The 24,757-nt window shown below is 68.4% G+C and carries 19 protein-coding genes; 10 read left to right on the forward strand and 9 right to left on the reverse strand.

Features of this window, described 5'->3' with window-relative positions; all coding sequences use genetic code 11:
• Nucleotides 1-166: 166 nt before the first annotated feature.
• The 3 genes from dxs to ACOCMH_RS28430 are packed head-to-tail and all read right to left on the reverse strand — an operon-like array spanning nt 167 to nt 3,295.
• Entirely contained in the window at nt 167-2,083 is a 1,917-nt protein-coding gene (gene dxs / locus ACOCMH_RS28420) for a 1-deoxy-D-xylulose-5-phosphate synthase (protein ID WP_427310619.1), read from the reverse strand.
• 25 nt (nt 2,084-2,108) lie between these two features.
• Nucleotides 2,109-2,993, reverse strand: a complete 885-nt coding sequence (locus ACOCMH_RS28425; protein WP_427310621.1) for a polyprenyl synthetase family protein — start codon at nt 2,991-2,993, stop codon at nt 2,109-2,111.
• Nucleotides 2,990-3,295 (reverse strand): exodeoxyribonuclease VII small subunit, encoded by a 306-nt coding sequence (locus tag ACOCMH_RS28430; RefSeq protein ID WP_427310623.1) that lies wholly within the window; start codon nt 3,293-3,295, stop codon nt 2,990-2,992. The genes ACOCMH_RS28425 and ACOCMH_RS28430 overlap by 4 nt, the downstream gene beginning before the upstream one ends.
• Before the next feature lie 374 nt (nt 3,296-3,669).
• Between ACOCMH_RS28430 and ACOCMH_RS28435 the strand changes: the two genes are divergently transcribed.
• The 3 genes from ACOCMH_RS28435 to ACOCMH_RS28445 all read left to right on the forward strand — a co-directional run bounded on the left by ACOCMH_RS28435 (nt 3,670) and on the right by ACOCMH_RS28445 (nt 6,794).
• The gene (locus ACOCMH_RS28435; protein ID WP_427310625.1) at nt 3,670-4,773 is read left to right on the forward strand and encodes an aromatic ring-hydroxylating oxygenase subunit alpha; all 1,104 of its coding nucleotides are present in this window, start codon (nt 3,670-3,672) and stop codon (nt 4,771-4,773) included.
• 174 nt (nt 4,774-4,947) lie between these two features.
• Nucleotides 4,948-5,871 (forward strand): DMT family transporter, encoded by a 924-nt coding sequence (locus tag ACOCMH_RS28440; RefSeq protein ID WP_427310627.1) that lies wholly within the window; start codon nt 4,948-4,950, stop codon nt 5,869-5,871.
• Nucleotides 5,872-5,936: 65 nt separating this feature from the next.
• Nucleotides 5,937-6,794, forward strand: coding sequence for a sulfurtransferase (locus tag ACOCMH_RS28445; protein ID WP_427310629.1), 858 nt, complete (start codon nt 5,937-5,939; stop codon nt 6,792-6,794).
• A 5-nt stretch (nt 6,795-6,799) separates the two neighbouring features.
• Here the strand turns inward: ACOCMH_RS28445 and ACOCMH_RS28450 are convergent, their stop codons facing one another.
• From ACOCMH_RS28450 to polA, 4 genes are all read right to left on the reverse strand, one after another.
• Nucleotides 6,800-7,681, reverse strand: coding sequence for a ZIP family metal transporter (locus ACOCMH_RS28450; protein WP_427313388.1), 882 nt, complete (start codon nt 7,679-7,681; stop codon nt 6,800-6,802).
• Nucleotides 7,682-7,801: 120 nt separating this feature from the next.
• Nucleotides 7,802-8,680 (reverse strand): dienelactone hydrolase family protein, encoded by an 879-nt coding sequence (locus tag ACOCMH_RS28455; protein ID WP_427310631.1) that lies wholly within the window; start codon nt 8,678-8,680, stop codon nt 7,802-7,804.
• Nucleotides 8,681-8,797: 117 nt separating this feature from the next.
• Nucleotides 8,798-10,123, reverse strand: a complete 1,326-nt coding sequence (locus ACOCMH_RS28460) for an NAD(P)/FAD-dependent oxidoreductase (RefSeq protein ID WP_427310633.1) — start codon at nt 10,121-10,123, stop codon at nt 8,798-8,800.
• A 169-nt stretch (nt 10,124-10,292) separates the two neighbouring features.
• A complete protein-coding gene (gene polA / locus ACOCMH_RS28465; protein WP_427310634.1) occupies nt 10,293-13,121 on the reverse strand; it encodes a DNA polymerase I in 2,829 nt (942 codons plus the stop codon).
• A 4-nt stretch (nt 13,122-13,125) separates the two neighbouring features.
• Between polA and ACOCMH_RS28470 the strand changes: the two genes are divergently transcribed.
• The 4 genes from ACOCMH_RS28470 to ACOCMH_RS28485 all read left to right on the forward strand — a co-directional run bounded on the left by ACOCMH_RS28470 (nt 13,126) and on the right by ACOCMH_RS28485 (nt 16,667).
• A complete protein-coding gene (locus ACOCMH_RS28470) occupies nt 13,126-14,073 on the forward strand; it encodes a TIGR00730 family Rossman fold protein (RefSeq protein WP_252675780.1) in 948 nt (315 codons plus the stop codon).
• 207 nt (nt 14,074-14,280) lie between these two features.
• Nucleotides 14,281-14,715, forward strand: a complete 435-nt coding sequence (locus ACOCMH_RS28475) for a hypothetical protein (protein ID WP_427310637.1) — start codon at nt 14,281-14,283, stop codon at nt 14,713-14,715.
• Between the two features lie 129 nt (nt 14,716-14,844).
• Nucleotides 14,845-15,849 (forward strand): homoserine kinase, encoded by a 1,005-nt coding sequence (locus tag ACOCMH_RS28480; protein WP_427310639.1) that lies wholly within the window; start codon nt 14,845-14,847, stop codon nt 15,847-15,849.
• Between the two features lie 5 nt (nt 15,850-15,854).
• A complete protein-coding gene (locus ACOCMH_RS28485; protein ID WP_171516017.1) occupies nt 15,855-16,667 on the forward strand; it encodes a BPSS1780 family membrane protein in 813 nt (270 codons plus the stop codon).
• A 70-nt stretch (nt 16,668-16,737) separates the two neighbouring features.
• Here ACOCMH_RS28485 and ACOCMH_RS28490 read toward each other — a convergent pair whose 3' ends face one another.
• Nucleotides 16,738-17,496, reverse strand: a complete 759-nt coding sequence (locus ACOCMH_RS28490) for an IclR family transcriptional regulator (protein WP_427310641.1) — start codon at nt 17,494-17,496, stop codon at nt 16,738-16,740.
• Between the two features lie 208 nt (nt 17,497-17,704).
• Here ACOCMH_RS28490 and sauS point away from each other — a divergent pair, with 208 nt between their 5' ends.
• The 3 genes from sauS to ACOCMH_RS28505 all read left to right on the forward strand — a co-directional run bounded on the left by sauS (nt 17,705) and on the right by ACOCMH_RS28505 (nt 22,214).
• Entirely contained in the window at nt 17,705-19,189 is a 1,485-nt protein-coding gene (gene sauS, locus ACOCMH_RS28495; protein ID WP_427310643.1) for an acylating sulfoacetaldehyde dehydrogenase, read from the forward strand.
• Complete coding sequence (locus tag ACOCMH_RS28500; RefSeq protein ID WP_427310645.1) at nt 19,186-20,712, forward strand: acyl--CoA ligase; 1,527 nt, start codon at nt 19,186-19,188, stop codon at nt 20,710-20,712. The genes sauS and ACOCMH_RS28500 overlap by 4 nt, the downstream gene beginning before the upstream one ends.
• 209 nt (nt 20,713-20,921) lie before the next feature.
• Nucleotides 20,922-22,214: an MFS transporter gene (locus tag ACOCMH_RS28505; RefSeq protein WP_427310647.1), complete on the forward strand. Its 1,293-nt coding sequence runs from the start codon at nt 20,922-20,924 to the stop codon at nt 22,212-22,214.
• 42 nt (nt 22,215-22,256) lie between these two features.
• On the opposite strand, the gene ACOCMH_RS28510 is transcribed toward ACOCMH_RS28505, so the two are convergent.
• Complete coding sequence (locus tag ACOCMH_RS28510) at nt 22,257-24,605, reverse strand: UvrD-helicase domain-containing protein (protein ID WP_427310649.1); 2,349 nt, start codon at nt 24,603-24,605, stop codon at nt 22,257-22,259.
• Between the last annotated feature and the right edge of the window lie 152 nt (nt 24,606-24,757).

Here is a 24,757-nt window from a genome sequence, read left to right on the forward strand (position 1 = left end):
CGGTCGCGGCATTTTCGCAGTCCCTCCATGCCGCGCAACGAGTGTGAAACCACGGGACCCGGCACTGGCGTGCCGGCCCGCAGCTGCGAACACAAAAAACGGAGTTTAAGGGAATTCCGACGCACCCGTCGTGCGGGGTCCCGAATTCCCTAGGTCTGGCAGGGTGTCAGGCCACGCGCGAGGCGACCGTGACCTTGGGCTGGTCCAGCCCGAAACGCTCGCGCACCGAGCGTTCGATGCCGGCCGCGTCGAGGCCGCATTGCTGCAGCAGGTAGGCCGGATCGCCATGGTCGACGAAGCGGTCGGGCAGGCCCAGCGTCAGCACCGGCTTGTCGATGCCGGCCTCGGCCAGCGCCTCGAGCACGGCGCTGCCCGCGCCGCCCATCACGCTGCCCTCTTCCACCGTCACCAGGTAGTCGTTCTCGGCAGCCAGGCGCTTGACCAGCGCCACGTCGAGCGGCTTGACGAAGCGCATGTCGGCCACGGTCGCGTCCAGCGCCCCGGCCGCGCCCAGCGCGGGCTGCACCATCGAGCCGAACGCCAGGAAGCCGACGCGCTGCCCGGCGCGCGCGCCGCCCTCGCGCCGCACCACGCCCTTGCCCACCGGCACCGGGGCCAGGTCGGCGGCAATCGCCGCGCCCGGGCCGGAGCCGCGCGGATAGCGCACCGCGCTCGGGCAGTCCTGCTGGAATGCCGTGGTCAGCAGCTGGCGGCACTCGTTCTCGTCGGACGGCGTCATCACCATCATGTTGGGGATGCAGCGCAGGTAGGCGATATCGTAGGCGCCCGCGTGCGTCGCGCCGTCGGCGCCGACCAGGCCGGCGCGGTCCAGCGCGAACACCACCGGCAGGTTCTGCAGCGCCACGTCGTGGATCAGCTGGTCGTAGCCGCGCTGCAGGAAGGTCGAGTAGATCGCCACCACCGGCTTCAGTCCTTCGCAGGCGAGGCCGCCGGCGAAGGTCACCGCATGCTGCTCGGCGATGCCGACGTCGTAGTAGCGCTCCGGGAAGCGCTGCTCGAACTCGACCATGCCCGAGCCCTCGCGCATCGCCGGGGTGATGCCGACCAGGCGCTTGTCGGCCGCGGCCATGTCGCACAGCCAGTCGCCGAACACCTGGGTGTAGGTCTTGCGCGCGGGCTTGGCGGCCGGCCGGATGCCTTCGGCGGGATTGAACTTGCCGGGGCCGTGGTACAGGATCGGGTCGGCCTCGGCCAGCTTGTAGCCCTGGCCTTTCTTGGTGACGACGTGCAGGAACTGCGGGCCGCCGCCTTCGAGCGCGCGCTGGCGGATGTTCTGCAGCGTCGGCACCAGCGAATTCAGGTCGTGGCCGTCGATCGGGCCGATGTAGTTGAAGCCGAATTCCTCGAACAGCGTCGCCGGCACCATCATGCCCTTGGCGTGTTCCTCGAAGCGCTTGGCGAACTCCAGCACCGGCGGCGCCACCGACAGCACCTTTTCGATGCCCTTCTTGGTGGCCGCGTAGAACTGGCCGCTCAGCAGCCGCGCCAGGTGGCGGTTGAGCGCGCCCACCGGCGGCGAGATCGACATGTCGTTGTCGTTGAGCACCACCAGCAGCGGCAGGTCCTTGTAGACGCCGGCATTGTTCAGCGCCTCGAAGGCCATGCCCGCGGTCATGGCGCCGTCGCCGATCACCGCCACCGAGACGCGCTGTTGGCCCAGCGTGCGCGCGCCCAGCGCCATGCCCAGCGCGGCCGAGATCGAGGTCGACGAATGCGCGGTGCCGAAGGTGTCGTATTCGCTCTCGCTGCGGCGCGGGAAGCCCGAGATGCCGCCCCACTGGCGCAGCGTATGCATGCGTTCGCGGCGGCCGGTCAGGATCTTGTGCGGATAGCTCTGGTGGCCCACGTCCCACACCAGCCGGTCGTCCGGGGTGTTGAAGACATAGTGCAGCGCGATGGTCAGTTCAACCGTGCCCAGGTTGGACGACAGGTGGCCGCCGGTCTGCGAGACCGACTCCAGCACATAGGCGCGCAGTTCGTCGGCCAGGGTCTGCAGCTCGCGCCGGTCGAGCTTGCGCAGGTCCGCGGGGGCGTCAATCTTGTTGAGGAGTGCGTAGGTCATGATGTCCGTTCGGCCGGCTCTCAGTTTAATGCGTGCGCAGCACGATCAGGTCCGCCAGGTCGCGCAGGCGCGCGGCGCGCTCGCCAAAGCCGGCCAGCGCCTCGTACGCCTCGGCGCGCAGCGACCCGGCCAGTTCGCGTGCCGCGTCCAGGCCCAGCAGCGACACGTAGGTCGGCTTGTCATGGGCGGCGTCCTTGCCGGCGGTCTTGCCCAGCGTCGCGGTATCCGCGGTGACGTCCAGAATATCGTCAACCACCTGGAACGCCAATCCCACGGCCGCCGCATAGCGGTCCAGCGCGGCCAGGCCCTGGGCATCGATCTCGCCACACAGGGCGCCCATGCGCACGCTGGCGCGCAACAGCGCGCCGGTCTTCATGCGGTGCATGGCCTCGAGCGCGTCGCGCGTCATGGCCCGGCCCACGTGCTGCAGATCGATCGCCTGGCCGCCGGCCATGCCTGCCGATCCCGACGCCCGCGCCAATTCGGCCACCAGCTGCAGCCGCACCGCGGGCGCAATCGGCCCGGCCTCGGCCAGCACGATGAACGCCTGGGTCTGCAGCGCATCGCCAACCAGCAGCGCGGTGGCCTCGTCATAGGCCTTGTGCACGGTGGGCCGGCCGCGGCGCAGGTCGTCGTCGTCCATGCACGGCATGTCGTCGTGGACCAGCGAGTAGGCATGGATCATCTCCACCGCGCAGGCGGCCGCGTCGCAGGCCGCCGGGGCCGCGCCGCTGACTTCGCCGGCGGCATGGACCAGCAGCGGGCGCACGCGCTTGCCGCCGCTCAGCGCAGCATAGCGCATCGCTTCGTGCAGGGTGTGCGGCACCGTGCCGGCATCGGGCAGCGCGGCGTGCAGGGCGGCCTCGGTGCGCGCGCCCTGCGCCTGCATCCATTGTGCGAAGTCGCTCATGCCTCGTCCGTCCCCTGTGCACCGTTGGCACCATTGCTGTCGCCCGCCAGCGGCTTGAGCGCGTCGCCCTCCAGCACCCGCACCTGCTGCTCGACCCGCTCCAGCTTCTGCTGGCAGTAGCGCACCAGTTCAGCGCCACGGCGGTATGCCGCCAGCGAGGCCTCGAGCGGCAGTTCGCCGCTTTCCATGCTGGCCACCAGCGTTTCCAGTTCGGCCATCGCCGCCTCGTAGGAAGCGGGCGGCGCCGCGGCGGCGTCGGCGGTGTTGTCGGTCTGGACCGGATCGGTCATCGTTTTTGGCATATCAGGCCCTGGAATCTGGAACCGGGGGAAACCCGGGTGGGGAAGCCCGGATTTTACGCCAAAGCGCGGGGCTGCCCCATCTTGCAGCCGTCTGCTGTGCCCCGATCGGGTGCCATCGTTGCATAAGTGACTTGTGCGCTCGGGTCGTCTTTCCGAATGCGGCCGCTACGGCACCCCGATGACGACCCGGGTCGACTTTTTCGCTAAAAAGGCAAAAAAATCAGTCCCTTAACTTTTTGGGTCGGGTACAATCTTTCGTTCGCCGCCAGGGGTCGCGAGAGCGTTCCGCCGGGCGGCAGTCTTTCCCAAATCGATTCCATTTTCGATGGTTGGGTTGTTCACTGCTTTCACCTGTTCATCTGGGAGTGGGGATAATGTCCAATCTCAGCACCGCGCTCAACCTGGCGCCGGCTGATTCGCAACTGCCCGTCGGCGTCTACTTCGACGAAGCGCTGCATCAACAAGAACTCGAACGGCTGTTCAGGCATGGTCCGGGCTATGTCGGCCATGAACTGATGGTTCCGGAAACCGGCGACTACCACACGCTCAAGGCCGAGGACGAAGGCCGCATGCTGGTGCGCAACGCCGCCGGCGTCGAGCTGATGTCCAACGTCTGCCGCCACCGCCAGGCCATCATGCTGAACGGCCGCGGCAACAAGCAGAACATCGTCTGCCCCCTGCACCGCTGGACCTACGACCTCAAGGGCGAACTGCTCGGCGCGCCGCATTTCGACCAGCAACCCTGCCTGCACCTGAAGCGCTCGCCGCTGCAGAACTGGAACGGCCTGCTGTTTGAGGGCCCGCGCGACGTGCGCGCCGACCTGGCCCGGCTGGGGGTGGCCAGGGACCTGAACTTCGACGGCTACATGCTCGACCACGTCGAGGTGCACGAGTGCGACTACAACTGGAAGACCTTCATCGAGGTCTACCTCGAGGACTACCACGTCGTGCCGTTCCACCCGGGGCTGGGCAGCTTCGTCTCGTGCGACGACCTCAAGTGGGAGTTCGGCGAATGGCACAGCGTGCAGACCGTTGGCCTGCACGCCGGCCTGAAGCGCCCCGGCAGCCCGACGTACCAGAAATGGCACGACGCCGTGCTGCGCTTCAACAACGGCGTGCTGCCCAAGCACGGCGCGATCTGGCTGACCTACTACCCCAACATCATGGTGGAGTGGTACCCCAACGTGCTGGTGATCTCGACGCTGCACCCGGTGGGGCCGCGCAAGACGCGCAATGTGGTGGAGTTCTACTACCCCGAGGAAATCGCGCTGTTCGAGCGCGAGTTCGTCGAGGCCGAGCGCGCCGCCTACATGGAAACCTGCATCGAGGACGACGAGATCGCCGAGCGCATGGATGCCGGCCGGCTGGCGCTGCTCAAGCGCGGCACCAGCGAGGTCGGCCCGTACCAATCGCCGATGGAAGACGGCATGCAGCACTTCCATGAGTGGTACCGCCGGGCCATGGCCTACGGCGGGTAAACCGCGACGCGTGCGATCACCGCACAGCGCCAGCCGCAACGGACCGCCACTGCGGTCCGTTTTGTTTTGGGACGCGATGTGCGCTGCTAGAATCATTGTCCGGTGCCGGCAGCGCATGCCGCCGCGCGCCGCCCCCCTCTTTTCGCTCCCTGCCCGCTTCACCGCGCCCTCGCCATGCAATCGCTCTGGATGCTGTTCGCCGCCTTCGCTTTTTCGCTGATGGGGGTTGGCGTCAAGCTGGCGTCCGATCTCTACACCACCGGCGAGATCGTGTTCTACCGCGGCCTGATCAGTGTGGTGATCATGGGGGTGCTGTTGTCCTCGCGCGGGATCCCGGTGCGCACGCCGTACATGCTGTCGCATATCAAGCGCAGCGTCTTTGGCGTGACCTCGCTGATGCTCTGGTTCACCTCGATCTCGCTGCTGCCGCTGGCCACCGCGATGACGCTGAACTACATGTCGCCGGTGTGGATCGCGCTGATCCTGGGCGCCAGCGCGGCGCTGGCCGGCACCGGCGGCAACGCCGACCGCCGGCTGGTGCTGGCCATCCTGCTGTCGTTTGCCGGGGTGATCTGCCTGCTGCAGCCGTCGGTGGGCAAGGACCAGCTGACCGGCGGCCTGGTCGGGCTGATCTCGGGCATGTTCACCGCGCTGGCCTATGTCGAGGTACGCCAGCTGGGCCAGCTGGGCGAGCCCGAGGGCCGCATCGTTTTTTATTTCTCGCTGGTCGGCATGATCGCCGGGCTGGTCTGGATGCTGCTGGGCGGCACCAGCCCGCACACCTGGTACGGCGCCGGCCTGCTGCTGGCGATCGGCATCCTGGCCACGCTGGGCCAGACCGCGATGACGCGCGCGTACAAGCGCGGCAACACCCTGCTGACGGCCAACCTGCAATACGCCGGCATCGTCTTTTCCAGCGTGTGGGGCATGATGATCTGGTCGGATCGGCTGAACTGGCTGTCGTGGCTGGGCATGGGGCTGATCATCGCCAGCGGCATCGCCACCACGCTGATGCGCGCGCGCCAGGGCACCGACGCCAAGCCCACGCCCGCCACGCCGGTCAAGTCGCCGGAGGCGGAAGTCCACCCGGAGGTGTAGCCGCGGTGTAGCATTCTGAAAGCCGAACTGCCTTAGATTTCTTCCTCCGATCGCACAGGATTCCCATGCAGAAACCGCTGATTTCCGTCACCGCACTGCAGTCTCTGCTGGCCGGGCCCGGCCGCTGCGTCGTCATCGACTGCGGCTTCGACCTGGCCGACCCGGCGGCCGGCCGCGAGGCGTACCGCACCGGCCACCTGCCCGGCGCCTTCTACCTGCACCTGGACAACGAGTTGTCCGGCCCCACGACCGGTCGCAACGGCCGCCATCCGCTGCCGGACGCCGACGACCTGGTCGCGCGCCTGCAGGCACTTGGCATCGACGATGACACCCTCGTAGTCGCCTACGACGCCCAGGGCGGCATGTTCGCCGCGCGGCTGTGGTGGCTGCTGCGCTGGATCGGCCACGACGCGGTGGCGGTGCTCGATGGCGGCAAGGAGGCCTGGGTCAAGGCCGGCCTGCCGCTGGAGCACGATGCAGCCGAAGAGCCGGAATTCCCGGGCAAGATCCGCCGCGGCAAGTCGCTGGTCCCGACCGTCGATGCGGACGCGCTGGTCGCCAATCTCGACAGCGGGCGGCTGCTGGTAGTGGATGCGCGCGCGCCCGACCGCTTCCGCGGCGAGAACGAGACGCTGGACCCCGTCGGCGGCCATATCCCGGGCGCGGTCAACCGTTTCTTCAAGGACAACCTGGACACCGATGGCCGCTTCAAGCCGGCCGAGACCCTGCGCGCGGAATTCGGCGCCGTGCTGGGCCCGCACGCCGCGGGCCAGGCGGTGATGCAGTGCGGCTCGGGTGTGACAGCGTGCCACAACCTGCTGGCGCTGGAAGTGGCCGGCCTGGGCGGCGCGGCGCTGTATCCGGGGTCGTGGAGCGAGTGGTGCGCCGACCCGGCACGGCCGGTGGCCACCGGCGCGGCCTGAGCCGGCTAGTGTGACGCGGCGACGGGCGCGGCGTGGCCGTGCCCGCGGTGGCTGTGCTGCTCGTGCACGCCGTTGGTGATGAAGACGATGGCCGCGATGCCCGCCGCCACCAGCACCACCTGGATCGCTGATTCGCGCCAGCGCGGCTTGCGCTGCATCTGCGGCATCAGGTCGCTGACGGCGATATAGACGAAGCTGCTGGCAGCGATCACCAGCACGTAAGGAATCCAGCCGCTCAGCTGGTCCAGCAAGAAGTAGCCGACCACCCCGCCGGCAATCGCCGCCAGGCTTGACAGCAGGTTGAAGGCGAAGGCGCGCGCCTTGGAAAAGCCGGCGTTGAGCAGCACGATAAAGTCGCCCACCTCTTGCGGGATCTCGTGCGCCGCGATCGCCAGCGCGGTGACCACGCCGATATGCGGGTCCGCCAGGAAGGCCGCCGCGATCACGATGCCGTCAGCGAAGTTGTGGAAGGTATCGCCGACCAGGATGGTCAGGCCGCTGCGGCCCGCTTCCTCGCGGTCATGGCCGTGGTGGTGGTGGTGCCCGTCACCTTCGTGATGGTGCGAATGGCGCAGCAGCGACAGCTTTTCCAGCAGGAAGAACCCCAGCAGCCCCGCCAGCAAGGTGCCGAACAGCGCGCGCGGATCGGCGCCGGACTCGAACGCCTCGGGCAGCGAATGCAGCAGCGCGGTGGCCAGCAGCACGCCCACCGAGAAGCTCACCATGCGCTCGACCACGCGGGACGCCACCGTCAGCGACAGCAGCGCCGCCCCGAAGATGCTGCCCACCCCCGAGATCGTGGCGGCGAGCAGGATGTACAAAAGCGTCGAATGGATGATGGGCTCCCGGGGTGGCGGTGCCGGGCGGCGCCGCCGTTCCGCCCGCATCGCGCCGGGCGGCAAACGCAACAATGTTGCAATAAGTCAAAGGCCGCATTGTACGTATCCGCCGGGACTTTGCAATCCTGCCATGGGGAGGCAGGCACCGCGAAGATGGCGCTGCCGGTCTCAGGCCACGCCGTGCTGCCGCAACCAGTCCAGGCATTTCTGCCAGCCGTCCTTCGCATCGGCCTCGCGGTAGCTGGGCCGGTAGTCCGCATGGAAGGCGTGGCCGGACTCGGGATAGACGATGAAGCGCGAGCCCCTGGCGTTGGCATTGGCCGCCGCCGCCAGCGCCGCCTTCATCTTCTCGACGTGCTCGTGCGTGATGCCGGTGTCCTTGCCGCCGTAGAGTCCCAGCACCGGCGCCTTCAGCTGGCCGGCGAGATCCAGCGGGTTCGTCGGCTTGAGCGGGGTCGGCTCGCCCACCAGCTGCCCGTACCACGCCACCGCCGCCTTCAGCCGCTTGCTGTGCGCGGCGTAGAGCCAGGCCATGCGCCCGCCCCAGCAAAAGCCGGTGACCGCCAGCCGCGACAGGTCGCCGCCGTTGGCGCCGGCCCAGGCTGCGGCGGCATCCAGGTCGCCCATCACCTGCGCGTCGGGCACCTTGTTGACGACTTCGCGCTGCAGTTCCTGGATCGAGCCGAAGCTCTGCGGATCGCCCTGGCGCGCGAACAGTTCCGGCGCGATCGCCAGGTAGCCCAGCTTGGCAAAGCGCCGGCACACGTCGGCGATATACTCGTGCACGCCGAAGATCTCGCTGACCACCAGCACCACCGGCAGGTTCTTCTTGCCTTCGGGCTGGGCACGGTAGGCCGGCATGCTGAAGCCGCCCGAGGGGATGGTGACCTCGCCCGCGCTCAGGCCGGCAAAATCGGTCTTGATGGCCTGCTGCGCCATCACCGGCAGCGCCGCCGCCGCAAAGGCGGAACCCAGCGCCGTCTTGACAAAGCCGCGGCGGTCAAAGGTCTGGCCGGGGACCAGGCTATCCACTTCTGGTTTGAGCATGCGCATGTCTCCAGGATCGTTGGTGGCTGGGCCGCCACGCGGCGCCAGCGCAGATTTTAAGCAGACATGGAGGAAACATGCGCGCCGACGCCCCGACCGGAGCGGGCGGGCGGTGCGTCAGTGCAGCTTGACGCGCGGACTGGTCTTGCTGCGCAGCCAGTGCGAGACGGTATCCAGCGCCATCCCCACCGCGCCGTGCAGCGCCATCACGTGCATCCGGTACAGCGAGGTGTACATGAAGCGCGCCATCAGCCCTTCGATAAACATCGAGCCGCCGATCAGCCCGCCCATCAGGCTGCCCACCGCGCTGAAATGCCCCAGCGACACCAGCGAGCCGAAATCCTTGAAGCCGAACCGGGGTAGCGGCCGTCCCGCCAGCCGCGCGCACAGCGCCTCGAAGAGGAAGGTGGCCTGCTGGTGCGCGGCCTGCGCGCGCGGCGGCACCGAGGTCTGCTTCTCCGGCCACGGGCAGCTGGCGCAATCGCCAAAGGCGAAGATGTCCGGGTCGCCCTCGCTCTGCAGCGTCGGGCCGACCACGATCTGGCCCTGGCGGCTGACCGGCAGGTCCAGGCTGGCCAGCACCGCGGGCGCGGTGATGCCGGCGGCCCACACCGTCAGGTCGGCATCGATGGTCTTGCCGCTGGCGGTCAGCACGGCCTGCGGCGTGACCTCGGTCACGCGCTCGCTGGTGAAGACGTCGACGTCCAGCTTGCTGAGCAGCTTGGCGGTCTCGGCCGAGACCCGCTCGGACAGCGCCGGCAGGATGCGCGGACCGGCCTCGATCACGTGAATGCGCACGTCGCGGCGCGGGTCGAGGCGGTGCAGGCCATAGGCGCTGAGCACGTGCGCGGTGTTGCGCAGTTCCGCCGATAGTTCGACGCCGGTGGCGCCCGCGCCGATGATGGCCACGTCCACGCGCGGACGGCCGTCCCCGTCCACCCGGCCACGCCCGTTCTGGGCGCGCACGCAGGCCGCGATCAGCCGCTTGCGGAAGCGCTCGGCCTGGGCCACGGTGTCGAGCGCGATGGCGTGCTCGGCGGCGCCCGGCACGCCAAAGAAATGCGTGACGCAGCCGATCGCCAGCACCAGCGTGTCATACGGCAGTTCGCGCGCGGGCAGCAGCTCGGCGCCGTCCTGGTCCAGGCAGGCCGATACCGAAATGGTCTTGCGGGTGCGGTCGACCCCGGTCAGCTCGCCCTGCTGGAATTCGAAATGATGCCAGCGCGCCTGCGCCGCGTATTCCAGCTGGTGGGTGTTGGGATCCATGCTGCCGGCTGCCACCTCGTGCAGCAGCGGCTTCCAGATATGGGTGGGCAGGCGGTCCACCAGCACCACCTGCGCCGCGCCCTTGCGGCCGAGCTTGTCGCCCAGCTTCGTTACCAGTTCCAGGCCCCCTGCCCCTCCGCCGACGACGACGATGCGGTGCGTCCTTGTTTCTGTCATGGTCTACCTGATGCGTTTTTGTGAATGCTTGCCTGAGGCGTTTGCCACAGTCTGCTGCATTGCAGCATGACTGGCAAGCGGGGCACGCTGACTCAGCAGTCGCTTCATTCGATACCCCCACGCAGGGGCTACGAGCCGGAGGGGGCGCCGGCTCGTCATGGCAAAGGCTTCAGTGGGCCTCTTCCCAGTTGGCGCCGCTGCCCACCTCGGCCACCAGCGGCACGCGCAACTGCGCCACGGTGCACATGAGCTCGGGCAGGCGCGCCTTGACCAGGTCCAGCTCATGCTCTGGCACCTCGAGCACCAGTTCATCGTGCACCTGCATGATCTGGCGGGTCTGCAGGGCGTCGCGCTCCAGCCAGTCCTGCACCGCGATCATCGACAGCTTGATCAGGTCGGCCGCGGTGCCCTGCATCGGCGCGTTGATGGCGGCGCGCTCGGCGGCCTGGCGGCGCGGGCCGCTGCCGCCATTGATATCGGGCAGCCACAGCCGCCGGCCGAACACGGTCTCGACATAGCCCTGCTCGCGCGCGGTCTGCCGGGTTTCTTCCATGTAATGGGCCACGCCCGGATAGCGCATGAAATAGCGGTCGATGTAGTGCCTGGCGGCGTCGCGCTCGATGCCCAGGTTGCTGGCCAGCCCGAACGCGCTCATGCCGTAGATCAGGCCGAAGTTGATCACCTTGGCGTAGCGGCGCTGCTCGCTGCTGACGGCCTCGCGCTCGACGCCGAATATCTCAGCGGCGGTGGCGCGGTGGATGTCCTCGCCGTTGGCAAAGGCGCGCAGCAGGTTCTCGTCGCCCGAGATATGGGCCATGATGCGCAGCTCGATCTGCGAATAGTCCGCCGACACGATCACGCTGCCGGGCTCGGCGATAAAGGCCTCGCGGATACGCCGGCCTTCCTCGGTGCGCACCGGGATGTTCTGCAGATTGGGCTCGGTCGACGCCAGCCGCCCGGTCACCGCGGTGGCCTGGCCGTAGCTGGTGTGCACGCGGCCGGTGCGCGGGTTGACCATCTTCGGCAGCTTGTCGGTGTAGGTGGACTTGAGCTTGGACAGGCCGCGGTAGTCCAGCAGCAGCTTGGGCAGCGGGTAGTCCTCGGCCAGCTTCTGCAGCACCTCTTCGTCGGTCGAGGGCGCGCCGCTGGCAGTCTTCTTCACCACCGGCAGCTTCATCTGGTTGAACAGGATCTCGCCGATCTGCTTGGGCGAGCCCAGGTTGAAGGGCTGGCCCGCGGCTTCGTAGGCGGACTGCTCCAGCGCCAGCATGCGCTGGCCCAGCTCGGCGCTCTGCGCGGCCAGGCGCTCGGCGTCGATCAGCACGCCGTTGCGCTCGACTTTCTGCAGCACCACCGAGACCGGCATCTCGATCTCTTCATAGACGCGGCGCAGCCCCGCCGCGGCCTCGACCTGCGCAAACATCTTGCGATGCAGGCGCAGCGTCACGTCGGCATCCTCGGCGGCGTACTCGGTGGCGCGGGCCAGGTCGATCTGGTCGAAGCCGATCTGGCTGGCACCCTTGCCGCACACTTCCTCATAGGTGATGGTCTTCAGGCTCAGCAGGCGCTCGGCCAGGCTGTCCATGCCATGGTTGCGGTGCGAGGCCAGCACGTAGCTCTGCAGCATGGTGTCATGCGCCACGCCGCGCAGCTGGACGCCGTGGTTGGCGAACACGTGGACATCGTACTTCAGGTTCTGGCCCAGCTTGGCGCGGCTGGCATCTTCCAGCCAGGCGCGCATCCGTTCCAGCACGAACTCGCGCGACAGCTGGCCGTGGTCGGGCAGGCCGGCCACGTCGGGACCGCGGTGCGCCACCGGGATGTAGCAGGCCTCGCCCGGCGCCGCCGACAGCGAAATGCCGACCAGTTGCGCCTGCATCGGATCCAGCGAGGTGGTCTCGGTGTCGATCGCCACCAGCGGCGCGGCTTCGATACGCCGCAGCCAGTCTTCCAGCATGCCCTCGGTGGTGACGGTCTCGTAGCGGATTTCGGTGGGCGCCACGTCCTCGGGCGCCGCACCGGCGCCCGGCGCGGTGGCAGGCGCGGCGGCAGGCGCATCGAACAGGCCGCCCTGCGCGGGCGCGCTGGCCGCGGCGCGGGCGCGGGCCTGGGCGCGCGCATCGGGCAGGCTTTCGCCGGTGGCCTCGCGCAGCCAGGTCTTGAAGCCATAGCGCTGGAAGAACGCCACCAGCTGGTCCTTGTCCTCGCCGGTCTCGCGCAGCGCGTGGAAATCGGCCACCGACTTGCTCAGGTCGCAGTCGGTCTTGACCGTTACCAGCCGGCGCGCCATCGGCAGCCATTCCAGCGTGTTGCGCAGGTTCTCGCCGACCACGCCCTTGATGCCTGGCGCGGCCGCCATCACGCCGTCGAGCGAGCCATGCTCTGCCAGCCATTTGACGGCGGTCTTGGGGCCGACCTTGGGCACGCCGGGCACGTTGTCCACGGCATCGCCGATCAGCGACAGATAGTCGATGATGCGCTCCGGCGGCACGCCGAACTTGGCCACCACGCCGGGCGGATCGAGCACCTCGCCGCTCATGGTATTGACCAGCGTGACCTGCTCGTTGACCAGTTGCGCCAGGTCCTTGTCGCCGGTGGACACCACCGTGCGCACGCCCTGCGCCATGGCCTGGCGCGACAAGGTGCCGATCACGTCGTCGGCTTCGACGCCGTCGACCACCACGATCGGCCAGCCCAGCGCGCGCACGGCCTCGTGGATCGGCTCGATCTGGCGCGCCAGGTCCTCGGGCATCGACGGCCGGTGTTCCTTGTACGCCGGATACAGGTCGTCGCGGAAGGTCTTGCCCTTGGCGTCGAATACGCACGCGCTATACTCTGCCGGGTAGTCGTTGCGCAACTTGCGCAGCATGTTGATCATGCCGTAGATTGCCCCTGTGGGCAGACCCTCCCCATTCCTCAGGTCCGGCAAAGCGTGATAAGCGCGATACAGATAGCTCGATCCATCGACGAGCAAGAGTGTTTTTGGACTATCCGACATTCCCATGGACTCAAAATTGACTGGTGCCGCTGCAGGCGGTGCCTCGACCGCCCCCCTTGCTGACCCGGATGTTGCTGATATCTCCGGCGATACCGTACAACCCCCGCCGGAGGCTGCCGCCGAGCACGCCGCGGCGATCGCCGCCGCGGCCGATGCCGCCGCCGCGGGCAATCCACCAGAAGTTGCTGCTGAAAAGGCTGCTGCGGCGGCGGCGCGCGCCAATCCGCGCAAGATGATCCCCAGCCTGCGTGCGCTGGCCGACGAAGACCGCGCTACCGCTAAGAAGGCGCGCGCCTCGTGGCAAATGTTCACGATTATGGCAGAGTTCATCGAGGCCACCGAGTACCTGTCCGAGATCCGCCCGGCGGTGTCGATCTACGGCAGCGCGCGCCTGCGCGAGGATTCGCCGTACTACCAGCGCACCATCGAGATCGCCCGGCTGTTCTCGGACGCCGGCTTTGCCGTGATCTCCGGCGGCGGCCCCGGCATCATGGAAGCGGCCAACAAGGGCGCGCACGCCGGCAAGTCGGCCAGCGTCGGCCTGAACATCGAACTGCCGCACGAGCAGCAGGGCAATCCGTACCAGGACATTGCCATGCGCTTTCGCCACTTCTTCACGCGCAAGGTCACCTTCGTCAAGAATTCGGACGCCTTTATCGTGATGCCGGGCGGTTTCGGCACGCTCGACGAGCTGGCCGAGGTGCTGACACTGGTGCAGACCGGCAAGTCGCGCTCGGTGCCGGTGATCATGTTCGGCAGCCGCTTCTGGAAGGGCCTGCTGGACTGGTTCCGCTTCACGCTGCTGCCGATGGGCCTGATCGCCGAGCACGACCTGGACCTGATGAAGATCGTCGACGAGCCGCACGAAGTGCTGGAAGCGGTCTACGACTACTATGAGCAGCGCGGCGGCGACAAGCCGATTCCGCCAAAGGAAGAGATGTTCTACCTGTAAGGCCGCCGGGGCACCGTGGCAACGCATGCGCCACCTGGCACCGTCGCGCAGGTGCCCCCCGGGGCACGGCGGCGGCCTGTGCGGGGCAGGAATTGCTAGAATGGAACCTGTCCGTCTGCCAAGCCCGGCGCCGCCGGGTTGCAGTCCAACCGCCGCACGCCGCGGCGCTGCGCGCCTGTCATGCCGCAGCCCGCACAGGAGCACCTGATGACCTCCCCCTCTTCCGTCCGCCCGGTCCGGTCCACGCGGTCAGCCGCCGTGGCCGGCGAGCCTGAACTGCCTGCCAGGCGCTCCGTGTCCGGCCTTGCCGCGGCAGTGGCGGCGGCGCTGGCGCTGGCATCCGGCTGGGCCCTTGCGCAGGAAAGCAGCGCGCTGACCCAGCAGGAGCTGAACCAGATCAACAACCGGCCGATCGCCCCGGCCGCCAAGTCGCAACTGAACCAGCCGCGCGAGCCGAGCTTCCAGCTCAATGAACGCGATGGCACCCAGGTGCGCGAGTACCGCGACAAGGGCCGGGCCACAGATATCCAAGTCCGGTCCGGCTTCGGCACCAGGTACGAGATGAGCAAGCCGGAAGACAGCTCGCCCAAGATCCGCGAGCACGACGTCAACCGCGTGCCTTCGGTCAACCTGAAGTTCTGAGCCCGCTTGCCCACGGCCTGGCATGAGCGCCAGGCCGCGCCGGCCCTCCGGCAGTCATGCCGCGGCGGCGGCCCGGACTTTGTCCGAAACCGGCCCCCGCCGCTTTCCGATTCGCTTCACACAACGAGTATGGCCGTATTCACCACGGTCTCGCAGGACGAGATCGCCCGCTGGCTGCTGGATTTCGACCTTGGCGAAGTGCGCGAACTGCGCGGCATCGCCTCGGGCATCGAGAACAGCAATTTCTTCCTCACCACGGAGCACGAGGGCCAGACGCGCCAGTACGTGCTGACCATCTTCGAGCGGCTCTCGTTCGCGCAGCTGCCCTATTACCTGCACCTGATGGCGCACCTGGCCGGGCGCGGCATCCGCGTGCCCGCGCCGATCCCGGCGCGCGACGGCGAGATCCTGCGCCCGCTCAAGGGCAAGCCCGCCACCATCGTCACGCGCCTGCCCGGCGCGTCGCAGCTGGCGCCCGACGCGCAGCACTGCGCCGAGGTCGGCGACATGCTGGCGCGCATGCACCTGGCGGGCGTCGATTACCCGCGCCGCCAGCCCAACCTGCGCAGCCTGCCCTGGTGGCAGCAGACCGAGCGCGAGATCCTGCCGTTCCTCGATGCCGGCCAACGCGCGCTGCTGCAACGGGAACTCGCGCACCAGGCAGCGTTCTTCGCCAGCCCGGCGTACGCCAGCCTGGGCGAAGGCCCGTGCCACTGCGACCTGTTCCGCGACAACGCGCTGTTCGAGGAAGACGGCAGCGGACGCCACCGGCTGGGCGGCTTTTTCGATTTCTACTTTGCCGGCCACGACAAGTGGCTGTTCGACGTGGCGGTCACTGTCAACGACTGGTGCATCGACCTGGCCAGCGGCGAACTGGATCCGGCGCGCGCGCAGGCGCTGCTGCGGGCTTATCATGCGGTCAGGCCGCTGACCGGTACCGAGGCCGCGCACTGGCAGGACATGCTGCGCGCTGGCGCGCTGCGCTTCTGGGTGTCGCGACTGTGGGACTTCTACCTGCCGCGCGAGGCCGACATGCTGCAACCGCACGATCCGACCCATTTCGAACGCATCCTGCGCCGGCGCCTTGACGCCCACCCCGCGAACCCCGAGAGCGCCCCGCTCCCCTGGATCTGACCCGTATGCAACTACTGGAAGTCCCCGCCAAGGAAGGCTACACCTGGTTCCGCCAGGGCATCTGGCTGTTTCGCAAGAACCCGCTGACCTTCCTGATGCTGCTGTTCGTCTACCTGATCGCCGCGCAGCTGGCCATCGTGGTGCCGCTGATCGGCATCATCGCGCTGCTGGTGGTCACCCCGGGCCTGTCGGTCGGCGTGATGACCGCCTGCCGCGACGTGATCCAGAACAAGCGGGTGCTGCCCACCGTGCTGCTGGCAGGCTTTCGCGCCAACGGCAAGGAAGCCACGCGCAACCTGCTGGTGCTGGGCGGCATCTACGCCGGGCTGGTGTTCGTGCTGGGGCTGATCGCCGGCGCGGTGGTCGACATGAGCGCGCTGGTGCCGATCGTGCTGAAAGAAGAGGCGCCGACCGCCGAGGCGGTGCGCCAGCTGTACTACGCCATGCTGATCGGCGCGCTGCTGTACACGCCGATCGCGATGATGTTCTGGTTCGCACCGTTGCTGGCAGCCTGGCACGGCGTGCCACCGGTCAAGGCGCTGTTCTTCAGCTGGACCGCATGCTGGCGCAACCGCGGCGCCTTCTTCACCTATGCGGTGCTGTTCGCGATGCTGCTGGTGGCGATCCCGTTCTTCCTGGAAGCGGTGTTCAGCGCCTTCGGCGCCGAGACGGTTCTGTCGTTCCTGGTGACGCCGTATTCGCTGCTGATGCTGGCGATCCTTTACTGTTCGTTCTATGCCACCTATCGCGGCTGCTTCAACGTGACGCCGCCGGGGGTGGAGCCGGCCGCGCCGATGGCGCCGGGCGCTGGCACCTGAGAGCCTCCCGAACGCCGATTGTGTGCTCCCACTCCCGCAAGCGGGAGTGGGAGCACACCGCCCTCACGGGTTATTCGCAGAACGTCTTCACCATCTCTGCCGCGGCCAGGCGCAGGTCCGGCACGAACGCCATCAGCTGCGCCATCGTCATGCGCGCCATCGGCACCTGCACGGCAATCGCCGCGCAGGCGCGGCTGCGGTTGCGCATCACCGGCACCGCGAGCGCGATCATCCCCTCAAGGTTTTCCTGATTATTCACGCCCAGGCGCCGCCGCCGCGTCTCGGCCAGCTCCGCATCCAACGCCTCGGCGCTGGTGATGGTATGCGCGGAATGCGCGCGCAGCGGCAGGCTCGCCACCAGGCGCTGGCGCTGCGCGCTCGGCAGGAACGCCAGCAGCAGCTTGCCGCTGGCGGTGCAATGCAGCGGTACCCGCGAACCTGGCTGCAGATGCATGCGCAGCGGCCATTGCGTCTCCACCCGGTCCAGGTAGACCACGTCGTCGCCGGACAGCATGGTCAGGTTGCAGGTCTCGCCGACCTTGTCGACCAGTTGCTGCAGGATCGCGTGCCGCGCCGCCGCCGGCCCCGCCTGCATCAGCACATTGACCGCCAGTTGCCGCACGCGCGATGAGCACTCGTAATGGCGGTTGCCGGCCGTGCGCGACACCAGCCACGTGCTTTCCAGCTGCTTGAGGATCCGATGCACGGTCTGCTTCGGCAGCTCGATCGCCTCCACGATGGCCGCCAGCGACAAGGGCCCGTCGGCCGCCGACAGGATCTCGAGAATGCGGAAGGCGCGCACCGCGGCGGCATTCGAGTGATTGCTCATGGATCAAATTTAAGGGATTCCGGGACGCCTGGGCGTCCCGAAAACTGAATTCTGATTCGCACCCGCGCGGTGCGCTCGCGAAAGCGCACAAATTGGGACGGAGCGCCTGCCCCGCTTCACTAGATTCGATCCAGGGCCGCCGGCCGGTGCCGCGAAGTGCACGGCAAAGCGCGGCGGCCCCCACCGTTCAAACCGCGGAGTCGAATTCATGAGTGTGCAATTACTGCATCGCCGGCAGTCCAACAATTCCGATTTGTCCCTAGCGGCGCCGTCGCTGCCCACGCAGGCACCCGACCCTTGCGCCAGCGCAGCCGTGGCCGCGGTGGTGGCCCGGGCCAGGCAGGCGCAACACGACTTTGCGCGCGCCGGACAGGCCACCGTGGACATGGCGGCCGCCGCCGCCGCGTGGGCCATCATGGAGCCCGCGCGCAACCGCCAGCTGGCCGAGCGTGCCGTCGCCGACACCGGCCTGGGCAATGTCGACGACAAGATCCGCAAGAACTACCGCAAGACGCTGGGCCTGCTGCGCGACCTGCACGGCCGCAACACCGTGGGCGTGATCGCGCACGACGCGGCAACCGGCATCACCGAGATCGCGCGGCCGGTGGGCGTGGTGGCGGCGATTACGCCGTCGACCAATCCGGCGGCGACGCCGGCCAACAAGATCATCAACGCGCTCAAGTGCGGCAACAGCGTGGTCGTGGCGCCGTCGCCGAAGGGACAGGACACGTGCGCGCTGCTGCTGTCGTTCATCCACGCCGAGCTGGCCCGCGCCGGCCTGCGTGCGGACCTGGTGCAGATGCTGCCCGCGCCGGTCTCGAAAGCCGCGACCGCCGCGCTGATGCAGCAGGCCGACCTGGTGGTCGCGACCGGCTCGCAAGCCAATGTCCGCATGGCCTATACCTGCGGCACGCCGGCCTTTGGCGTGGGCGCCGGTAATGTCGCCTCCATCATCGACGCCAGCGCCGCGCTGGCTGACGCGGCGGCCAAGGTCGCGCGCTCCAAGACCTTCGACAACGCCACCAGTTGCTCGTCGGAAAACAGCCTGGTCGTGCTCGACGCCGTCTACCTGCCGATGCTCGACGCGCTGGCGTCGGTCGGAGGCGTGCTGCTCACGGCTGCGGAGAAGGCGCGCCTGCAGGCGCTGATGTGGCACGACGGCAAGCTCGCCGGCACCTTCACCGGGCAGAACGCGACGCGCATTGCCGAACTCGCCGGGCTGGAACGTGTGCGCGCGCTGCGGCCCGCCATGCTGCTGGTGGAAGAAACCGGCGTCGGCAGCGACTACCCCTTCTCCGGAGAAAAACTCTCGCCGGTGCTGACGCTGTACCGCGCCGCCGACTTCGCGGCGGCGCTCGAGCGGGTTGCGGGCCTGTACGCCTATATGGGCGCCGGGCATTCGGTCGGCCTGCATTCATCCGATCCGCGCCAGGCGCTGCAGCTCGGGCAGGAACTGCCGGTGGCGCGGGTGATCGTGAACCAGGCGCACTGTTTCGCCACCGGCGGCAATTTCGACAACGGCCTGCCGTTCTCGCTGTCGATGGGCTGCGGCACCTGGGGCGGCAACAACTTCTCGGACAACCTCGGCTGGCGCCAGTACCTCAACATCACCCGCATCGCCGTGCCCATCGCCGAACACGTGCCCGACGAAGCGGAGCTGCTGGGCGACTACTTTGCGAGGGTCGGCCGATGAACGCGCGCACCGAACCCCAGGTGTTCGACACCCTCGCCGCGCTGGTGGCCGTGCGCGCGGCGCAGTGGCCCGACAAACCCTACCTGCTGTCCCCGGACAGCGGCAATGTGCTGTCCTTCGGCGCACTGGCGGCCGATGCCGACCGGCTGGCGCGCCGCTATGCGGCCGCCGGGCTGGACAGCGGGCAGACGGTCTCGGTGTACCTGCCCAACGGCGAGCAGACCGCGCGGCTGCTGCTCGGCACCATGGCCTGCGGGCTGTTGGTCAACCCGATCAACCTGCTGTGCCAGCCGGCGCAGCTGCGCTACATCGTCGCGCATTCGGATACGCGGCTGGTGTTCACCTGGCCGGACGGCGAAGCGGCCATCCGCGCGGCACTGCGCGAAGCCGGACGGGACGTGCCGGTGATCGTCACCACGCCCGACGCCAGCAGCGTGCCGGCGCTGCCCGTGCTGCGGGAAGCGGCGCCATGGCCCGCGCCGCGCCCGGACGCGCCCGCGCTGCTGATGTACACGTCCGGCACCACCGGCACGCCCAAGGGCGTGCTGCTGACGCAGCGCAACCTGGTAGCCAATGGCACCAACGTCAGCCGCGAGCATGCGCTGGGGCCGGCCGACCGGGTGCTGGCGACGCTGCCGCTTTATCACATCAATGGGCTGGTCGTGACCGCTATCGCGCCGCTGGTGCACGGCGGCTCGGTGGTGATGCCAATGCGCTTCTCGGCCAGCGCCTTCTGGCACGACAGCGCGCGTTACGGCTGCACCTGGCTGAACGTGGTGCCGACCATCATCGCCTACCTGCTGAACGACCCGCACGGCCAGGCGCCCGCCGGCGTGCGCTTCTGCCGCTCGGCTTCGGCCGCGCTGCCGCCGGAGCATCACCGCGCCTTCGAAGCGCGCTTCGGCATCGGCGTGATCGAGACCATGGGCATGACCGAGACCGCCGCCCCCGCCTTCAGCAATCCGCTCGATCCCGGCCGGCGGCGCATCGGCAGCATCGGCCGGCCCTCGGGCACGCGCGCCCGCGTGCTCGGGCGCGACGGCAAGCCGGTGTCCGACGGACAGGTCGGCGAAATCGTGCTGCAGGGCGAGAACGTCATGGCCGGCTACTACAAGGCCCCGGACGTCACGCGCGAGGCCTTTACGGAGGACGGCTGGCTGCGCACGGGCGACCTTGGCTACCGCGACGCCGATGGCTATTTCTACATCACCGGGCGCGCCAAGGAACTGATCATCAAGGGCGGCGAGAACATTGCCCCGCGCGAGATCGACGAGGCGCTGCTGCGCCACCCGGCCGTGCTCGAGGCCGCGGCGGTCGGCGTGCCCGACCCCGCCTACGGGCAGGAGATCGTCGCCTACGTGGTCATGCGCGAGGCGGCGCGCTGCGATGACGCCGCGCTGCGCGCGCATTGCCTGCGCGAGCTGGGCCGCTACAAGACGCCCAAGGAGTTCCGCTTTATCGCCGAGCTGCCGCGCGGCCCGTCGGGCAAGGTGCAGCGGCTCAAGCTGCTCGACCACGCCTGACGCTTCGCCCTTCTTCCACCACGATCGCCAAGGAGCCTGCCCGACCCGCATTCACGACACCTGGAGACACGATTCGACAGACAGATGCTCAAGGACGGGGCAGCGCGGCCGGTGCCGCGCCCCGGCGCGCCGCAAGCGCATGGCGACAGACCATGCGCCGGCCGCCGCCCCGTCGACGCCACGCGCGCTCGCCGCGCACAGGAGGTGGTATGAAGCAACGCATCAAGACCCGGCACATGATCCTCGGCGTCATGTGCCTGATGTATTTCATCGCCTATATCGACCGCGTCAACATCTCGGTCGCCGCGCCCCTGATCCGCGAAGAAATGGGGCTCACCGCATCGCAACTGGGGCTGGTGTTCTCGGCCTTTGCCTACCCCTATGCCGCCATGCAGATCCTCGGCGGCTGGATGTCGGACAAGTTCGGGCCCAAGCGGGTGCTGATTGTGCTGTCGCTGATCTGGGGCGTGGCCACGGTGCTGACCGGCTTCGCCGGCAGCGTGCTGATGCTGGTAGCGTTGCGCTTCGCGCTGGGGATCGGCGAAGGCGGGGCATTCCCGACCGCCACGCGCGCCTTCACCTACTGGATGCCGGTGGCGGAGCGCGGCTTCGCGCAGGGCATCACCCACAGTTTCGCGCGGCTGGGCGGCGCGATCACGCCGCCGATCGTGCTGGCCATCGTCGCCACCGCCGGCTGGCGCGAGGCCTTTATCGTGCTGGGCGCGGTCAGCCTGGGCTGGACCTTGCTGTACGCCTTCGTGTTCAAGGACTCGCCCGACCAGCACCGTCGCGTCAGCGCGGCGGAACTGCAGGAGATCGGCTACCGGCGCGGTGATTGCCAGCAGGCCGCGAAAGCGCCCACGCCCTGGCGCCGTCTGTTCCGGCGCATGTGGCTGGTGACCTTCGTGGACTTCTGCTATGGCTGGTCGCTGTGGGTCTACCTGACCTGGCTGCCGTCGTACCTGAAGGAAGCGCGCGGCTTCGACCTGAAGCAGCTGGCGCTGTTCACCGCGCTGCCGCTGATGGCGGGCGTGGTCGGCGACACGCTCGGCGGCGTGCTGTCGGACCGGATCTACCGCCGCACCGGCAACCTGCGCCTGGCGCGCGGCGCAATCCTGTTCGTCGGGCTGGCCGGATCGCTGATGTTCATCGTGCCGATGACCTACACCGCCGATGCCGTCAACGCCGTGATCCTGCTGTCGCTGTCGTTCTTCTTCCTGGAGCTGACCAACGCCGTGCTGTGGAGCCTGCCGCTGGACATCGCCGGCAAGTACGCCGGCACCGCGGGCGGCATGATGAACACCGGCTTCGGGCTGGCCGGCATGGTCTCGCCGGTGGTGTTCGGCTACCTGATCGAGCGGACCGGCAGCTATGACCTGCCGTTCATGATCTCGGCGGCACTGCTCGGGGTTGGCGCGCTGGCTTCGCTGTTCATCAATCCGCTGCTGACGGTGGACAGCCCGGACCCGAAGCCCGGCGAGGTGCGGCACGCCTTGTCCTGAGCCAGGCCTGGCCGCCTGGCGGCGGGCGCAGCCGGACCGCGCTCAGTCGATCGTGTCCAGCTTCGCCACCGACAGCGCCAGCCACTTGGCCCCGTGGCGCTTGAAGTTGATGTTGGCGCGCGCATCGGCGCCCTCGCCTTCCAGCGCCGTGATCACGCCTTCGCCGAACTTGTTGTGGAACACCGACTGGCCGACGCGGAAGCCGGTGCCGGCCTCGCGTTTGGCATCGGCATAGCCGTTGCCGTTGTCCATGCCGCCGGTAGGCTTGGTACCGGTATAGGGCACGTCCTCGGGCTTGCGGAACCAGTCGCGGCCCCAGGCGTTGTCGCGCTCCTGGCGGCGCACGCCGCCGTAGCTCTGCGCCGGCGGGGTCAGCCACTTGAGCGAGGGCTCGGGCAGTTCCTCGAAGAAGCGCGAGCGCACGTGGTAGCGGGTCTGGCCGTGCAGCATGCGGCTTTGCGCGAACGACATGTAGAGCCGCTTGCGCGCGCGCGTAATGGCCACGTACATCAGCCGGCGTTCTTCCTCCAGGCCGTCGGGATCCATCATGCTGTTCTCGTGCGGGAACAGCCCTTCTTCCATCCCGCTGATGAAGACCACGTCGAACTCCAGCCCCTTGGCCGCGTGCACGGTCATCATCTGCACCGCGTCCTGGCCGGCCTGGGCCTGGTTGTCGCCGGCCTCGAGCGAGGCGTGGGTCAGGAACGCGACCAGCGGCGTCATCACCACCGGCAACGCCTCGGGGTCGAGCAGTTGCTGGGCCTGGTCGCCCGCGGCCAGCGCCGGCGCGGCGGGCGTGCGGTCGGCCGGAATCACCGCGGCGAGCGCGTCGAGCCCGTAGCCCTCTTCCGTCACGAAGGCCTGCGCGGCGGTCACCAGTTCCTGCAAGTTCTCGATGCGGTCCTGGCCTTCCTTCTCGCCCTGGTAGTAGGTGATCAGGCCGCTGTTGTTGATCACGTACTCGACGGTCTCGGGCAGCGTCAGGCGGCGCGTTTCTTCGCGCATCGCGTCGATCAGGCGCGCGAACGCCGCCAGCTTGCTGCCGGCCGCGCCGGGCACGTACGCCACCGCCTCGGACAAGGCGCAGTCGTACTGGCGCGCCATGTCCTGCAGCACTTCGAGCGAGCGCGCGCCGATGCCGCGCGCCGGGAAATTGACCACGCGGCCGAAGGCGGCGTCGTTGCGGGGGTTTTCCAGCAACTGCATGTAGGCCAGCGCGTGCTTGATTTCGGCGCGCTCGAAGAAGCGCAGGCCGCCATAGACGCGGTACGGGATGCCGGCCGAGAACAGCGCGTGCTCGATCACGCGCGACTGCGCGTTGCTGCGGTACAGGATGGCGATCTCGGCGCGGCTCGCGCCCTGCGCGATCTGGTCGCGGATCTCTTCGATGATCCAGGCCGCTTCCTGGCCGTCGGTGCCGCCCTGGAACACCCGCACCGGTTCGCCGTGGCCGGCGTCGGTGCGCAGGTTCTTGCCCAGGCGGCGCGCGTTGTGCGAGATCAGGTGGTTGGCCGAATCGAGGATATGCCCGTGCGAGCGGTAGTTCTGCTCCAGCTTGATCATCCGGCGCACGCGGAACTCATGCTCGAAGTCGCGCATGTTGCCGACGTTGGCGCCGCGGAAGGCATAGATGCTCTGGTCGTCGTCGCCCACGGCAAACACCGCCGCCGGGTTCTGCGTGCCGTGGCCGGCCAGCAGCTTGAGCCACTGGTACTGCAGCACGTTGGTGTCCTGGAACTCGTCGACCAGCACATGGCGGAAGCGGTGCTGGTAGTGCTGGCGGATGGCGTCGTTGTAGCGCAGCAGTTCGTAGCAGCGCAGCAGCAGCTCGGCGAAGTCGACCACGCCCTCGCGCTGGCACTGCATGTCGTAGGCGGCGTAGAGGTCGACGAAACGCTTGTTGAAGTCGTCGTTGGCCTCGACATCGGCCGGGCGCAGGCCCTGCTCCTTGGCGTTGTTGATGAAGTACTGCAGGTTCTTGGCCGGGTACTTCTCGTCGTCGACGTTGAGCGACTTGAGCAGCCGCTTGAGCGCCGAGAGCTGGTCCTGGCTGTCCAGGATGGCAAAGGTTTGCGGCAGCCCGGCGTCGCGGAAATGCGCGCGCAGCATGCGGTTGCACAGGCCGTGGAAGGTGCCGATCCACATGCCGCGGGTGTTGATCGGCAGCATCGACGACAGCCGCGACTGCATCTCCTTGGCGGCCTTGTTGGTAAAGGTCACCGCCAGGATGCCCGCGGGCGAGACACGGCCGTTCTGGATCAGCCAGGCGATGCGCGTGGTCAGCACGCGCGTCTTGCCGCTGCCCGCGCCCGCCAGGATCAGCGCCGGTTCGTCAGGCAGGGTGACGGCGGCTAGTTGTTCGGCGTTCAGGTTGGCGAGCAGGTCGGACATCGGAAGGGCCTAGTGGAGTCGCCGCAATTATACCGGGGGGCCCTGTTCCATCAGTCACATCCGGCGCGCCGCCGACGGTCCCCTCGCCGCTCGCGCGCGGCGGCGGCCGGCCACGAAATAGGCACCGGCCGCCCGCCCCCGTATAATTTGGC

The sequence above is a fragment of the Cupriavidus sp. H39 genome (assembly GCF_050271075.1).
Classification (GTDB): Bacteria; Pseudomonadota; Gammaproteobacteria; order Burkholderiales; family Burkholderiaceae; genus Cupriavidus; species Cupriavidus necator_B.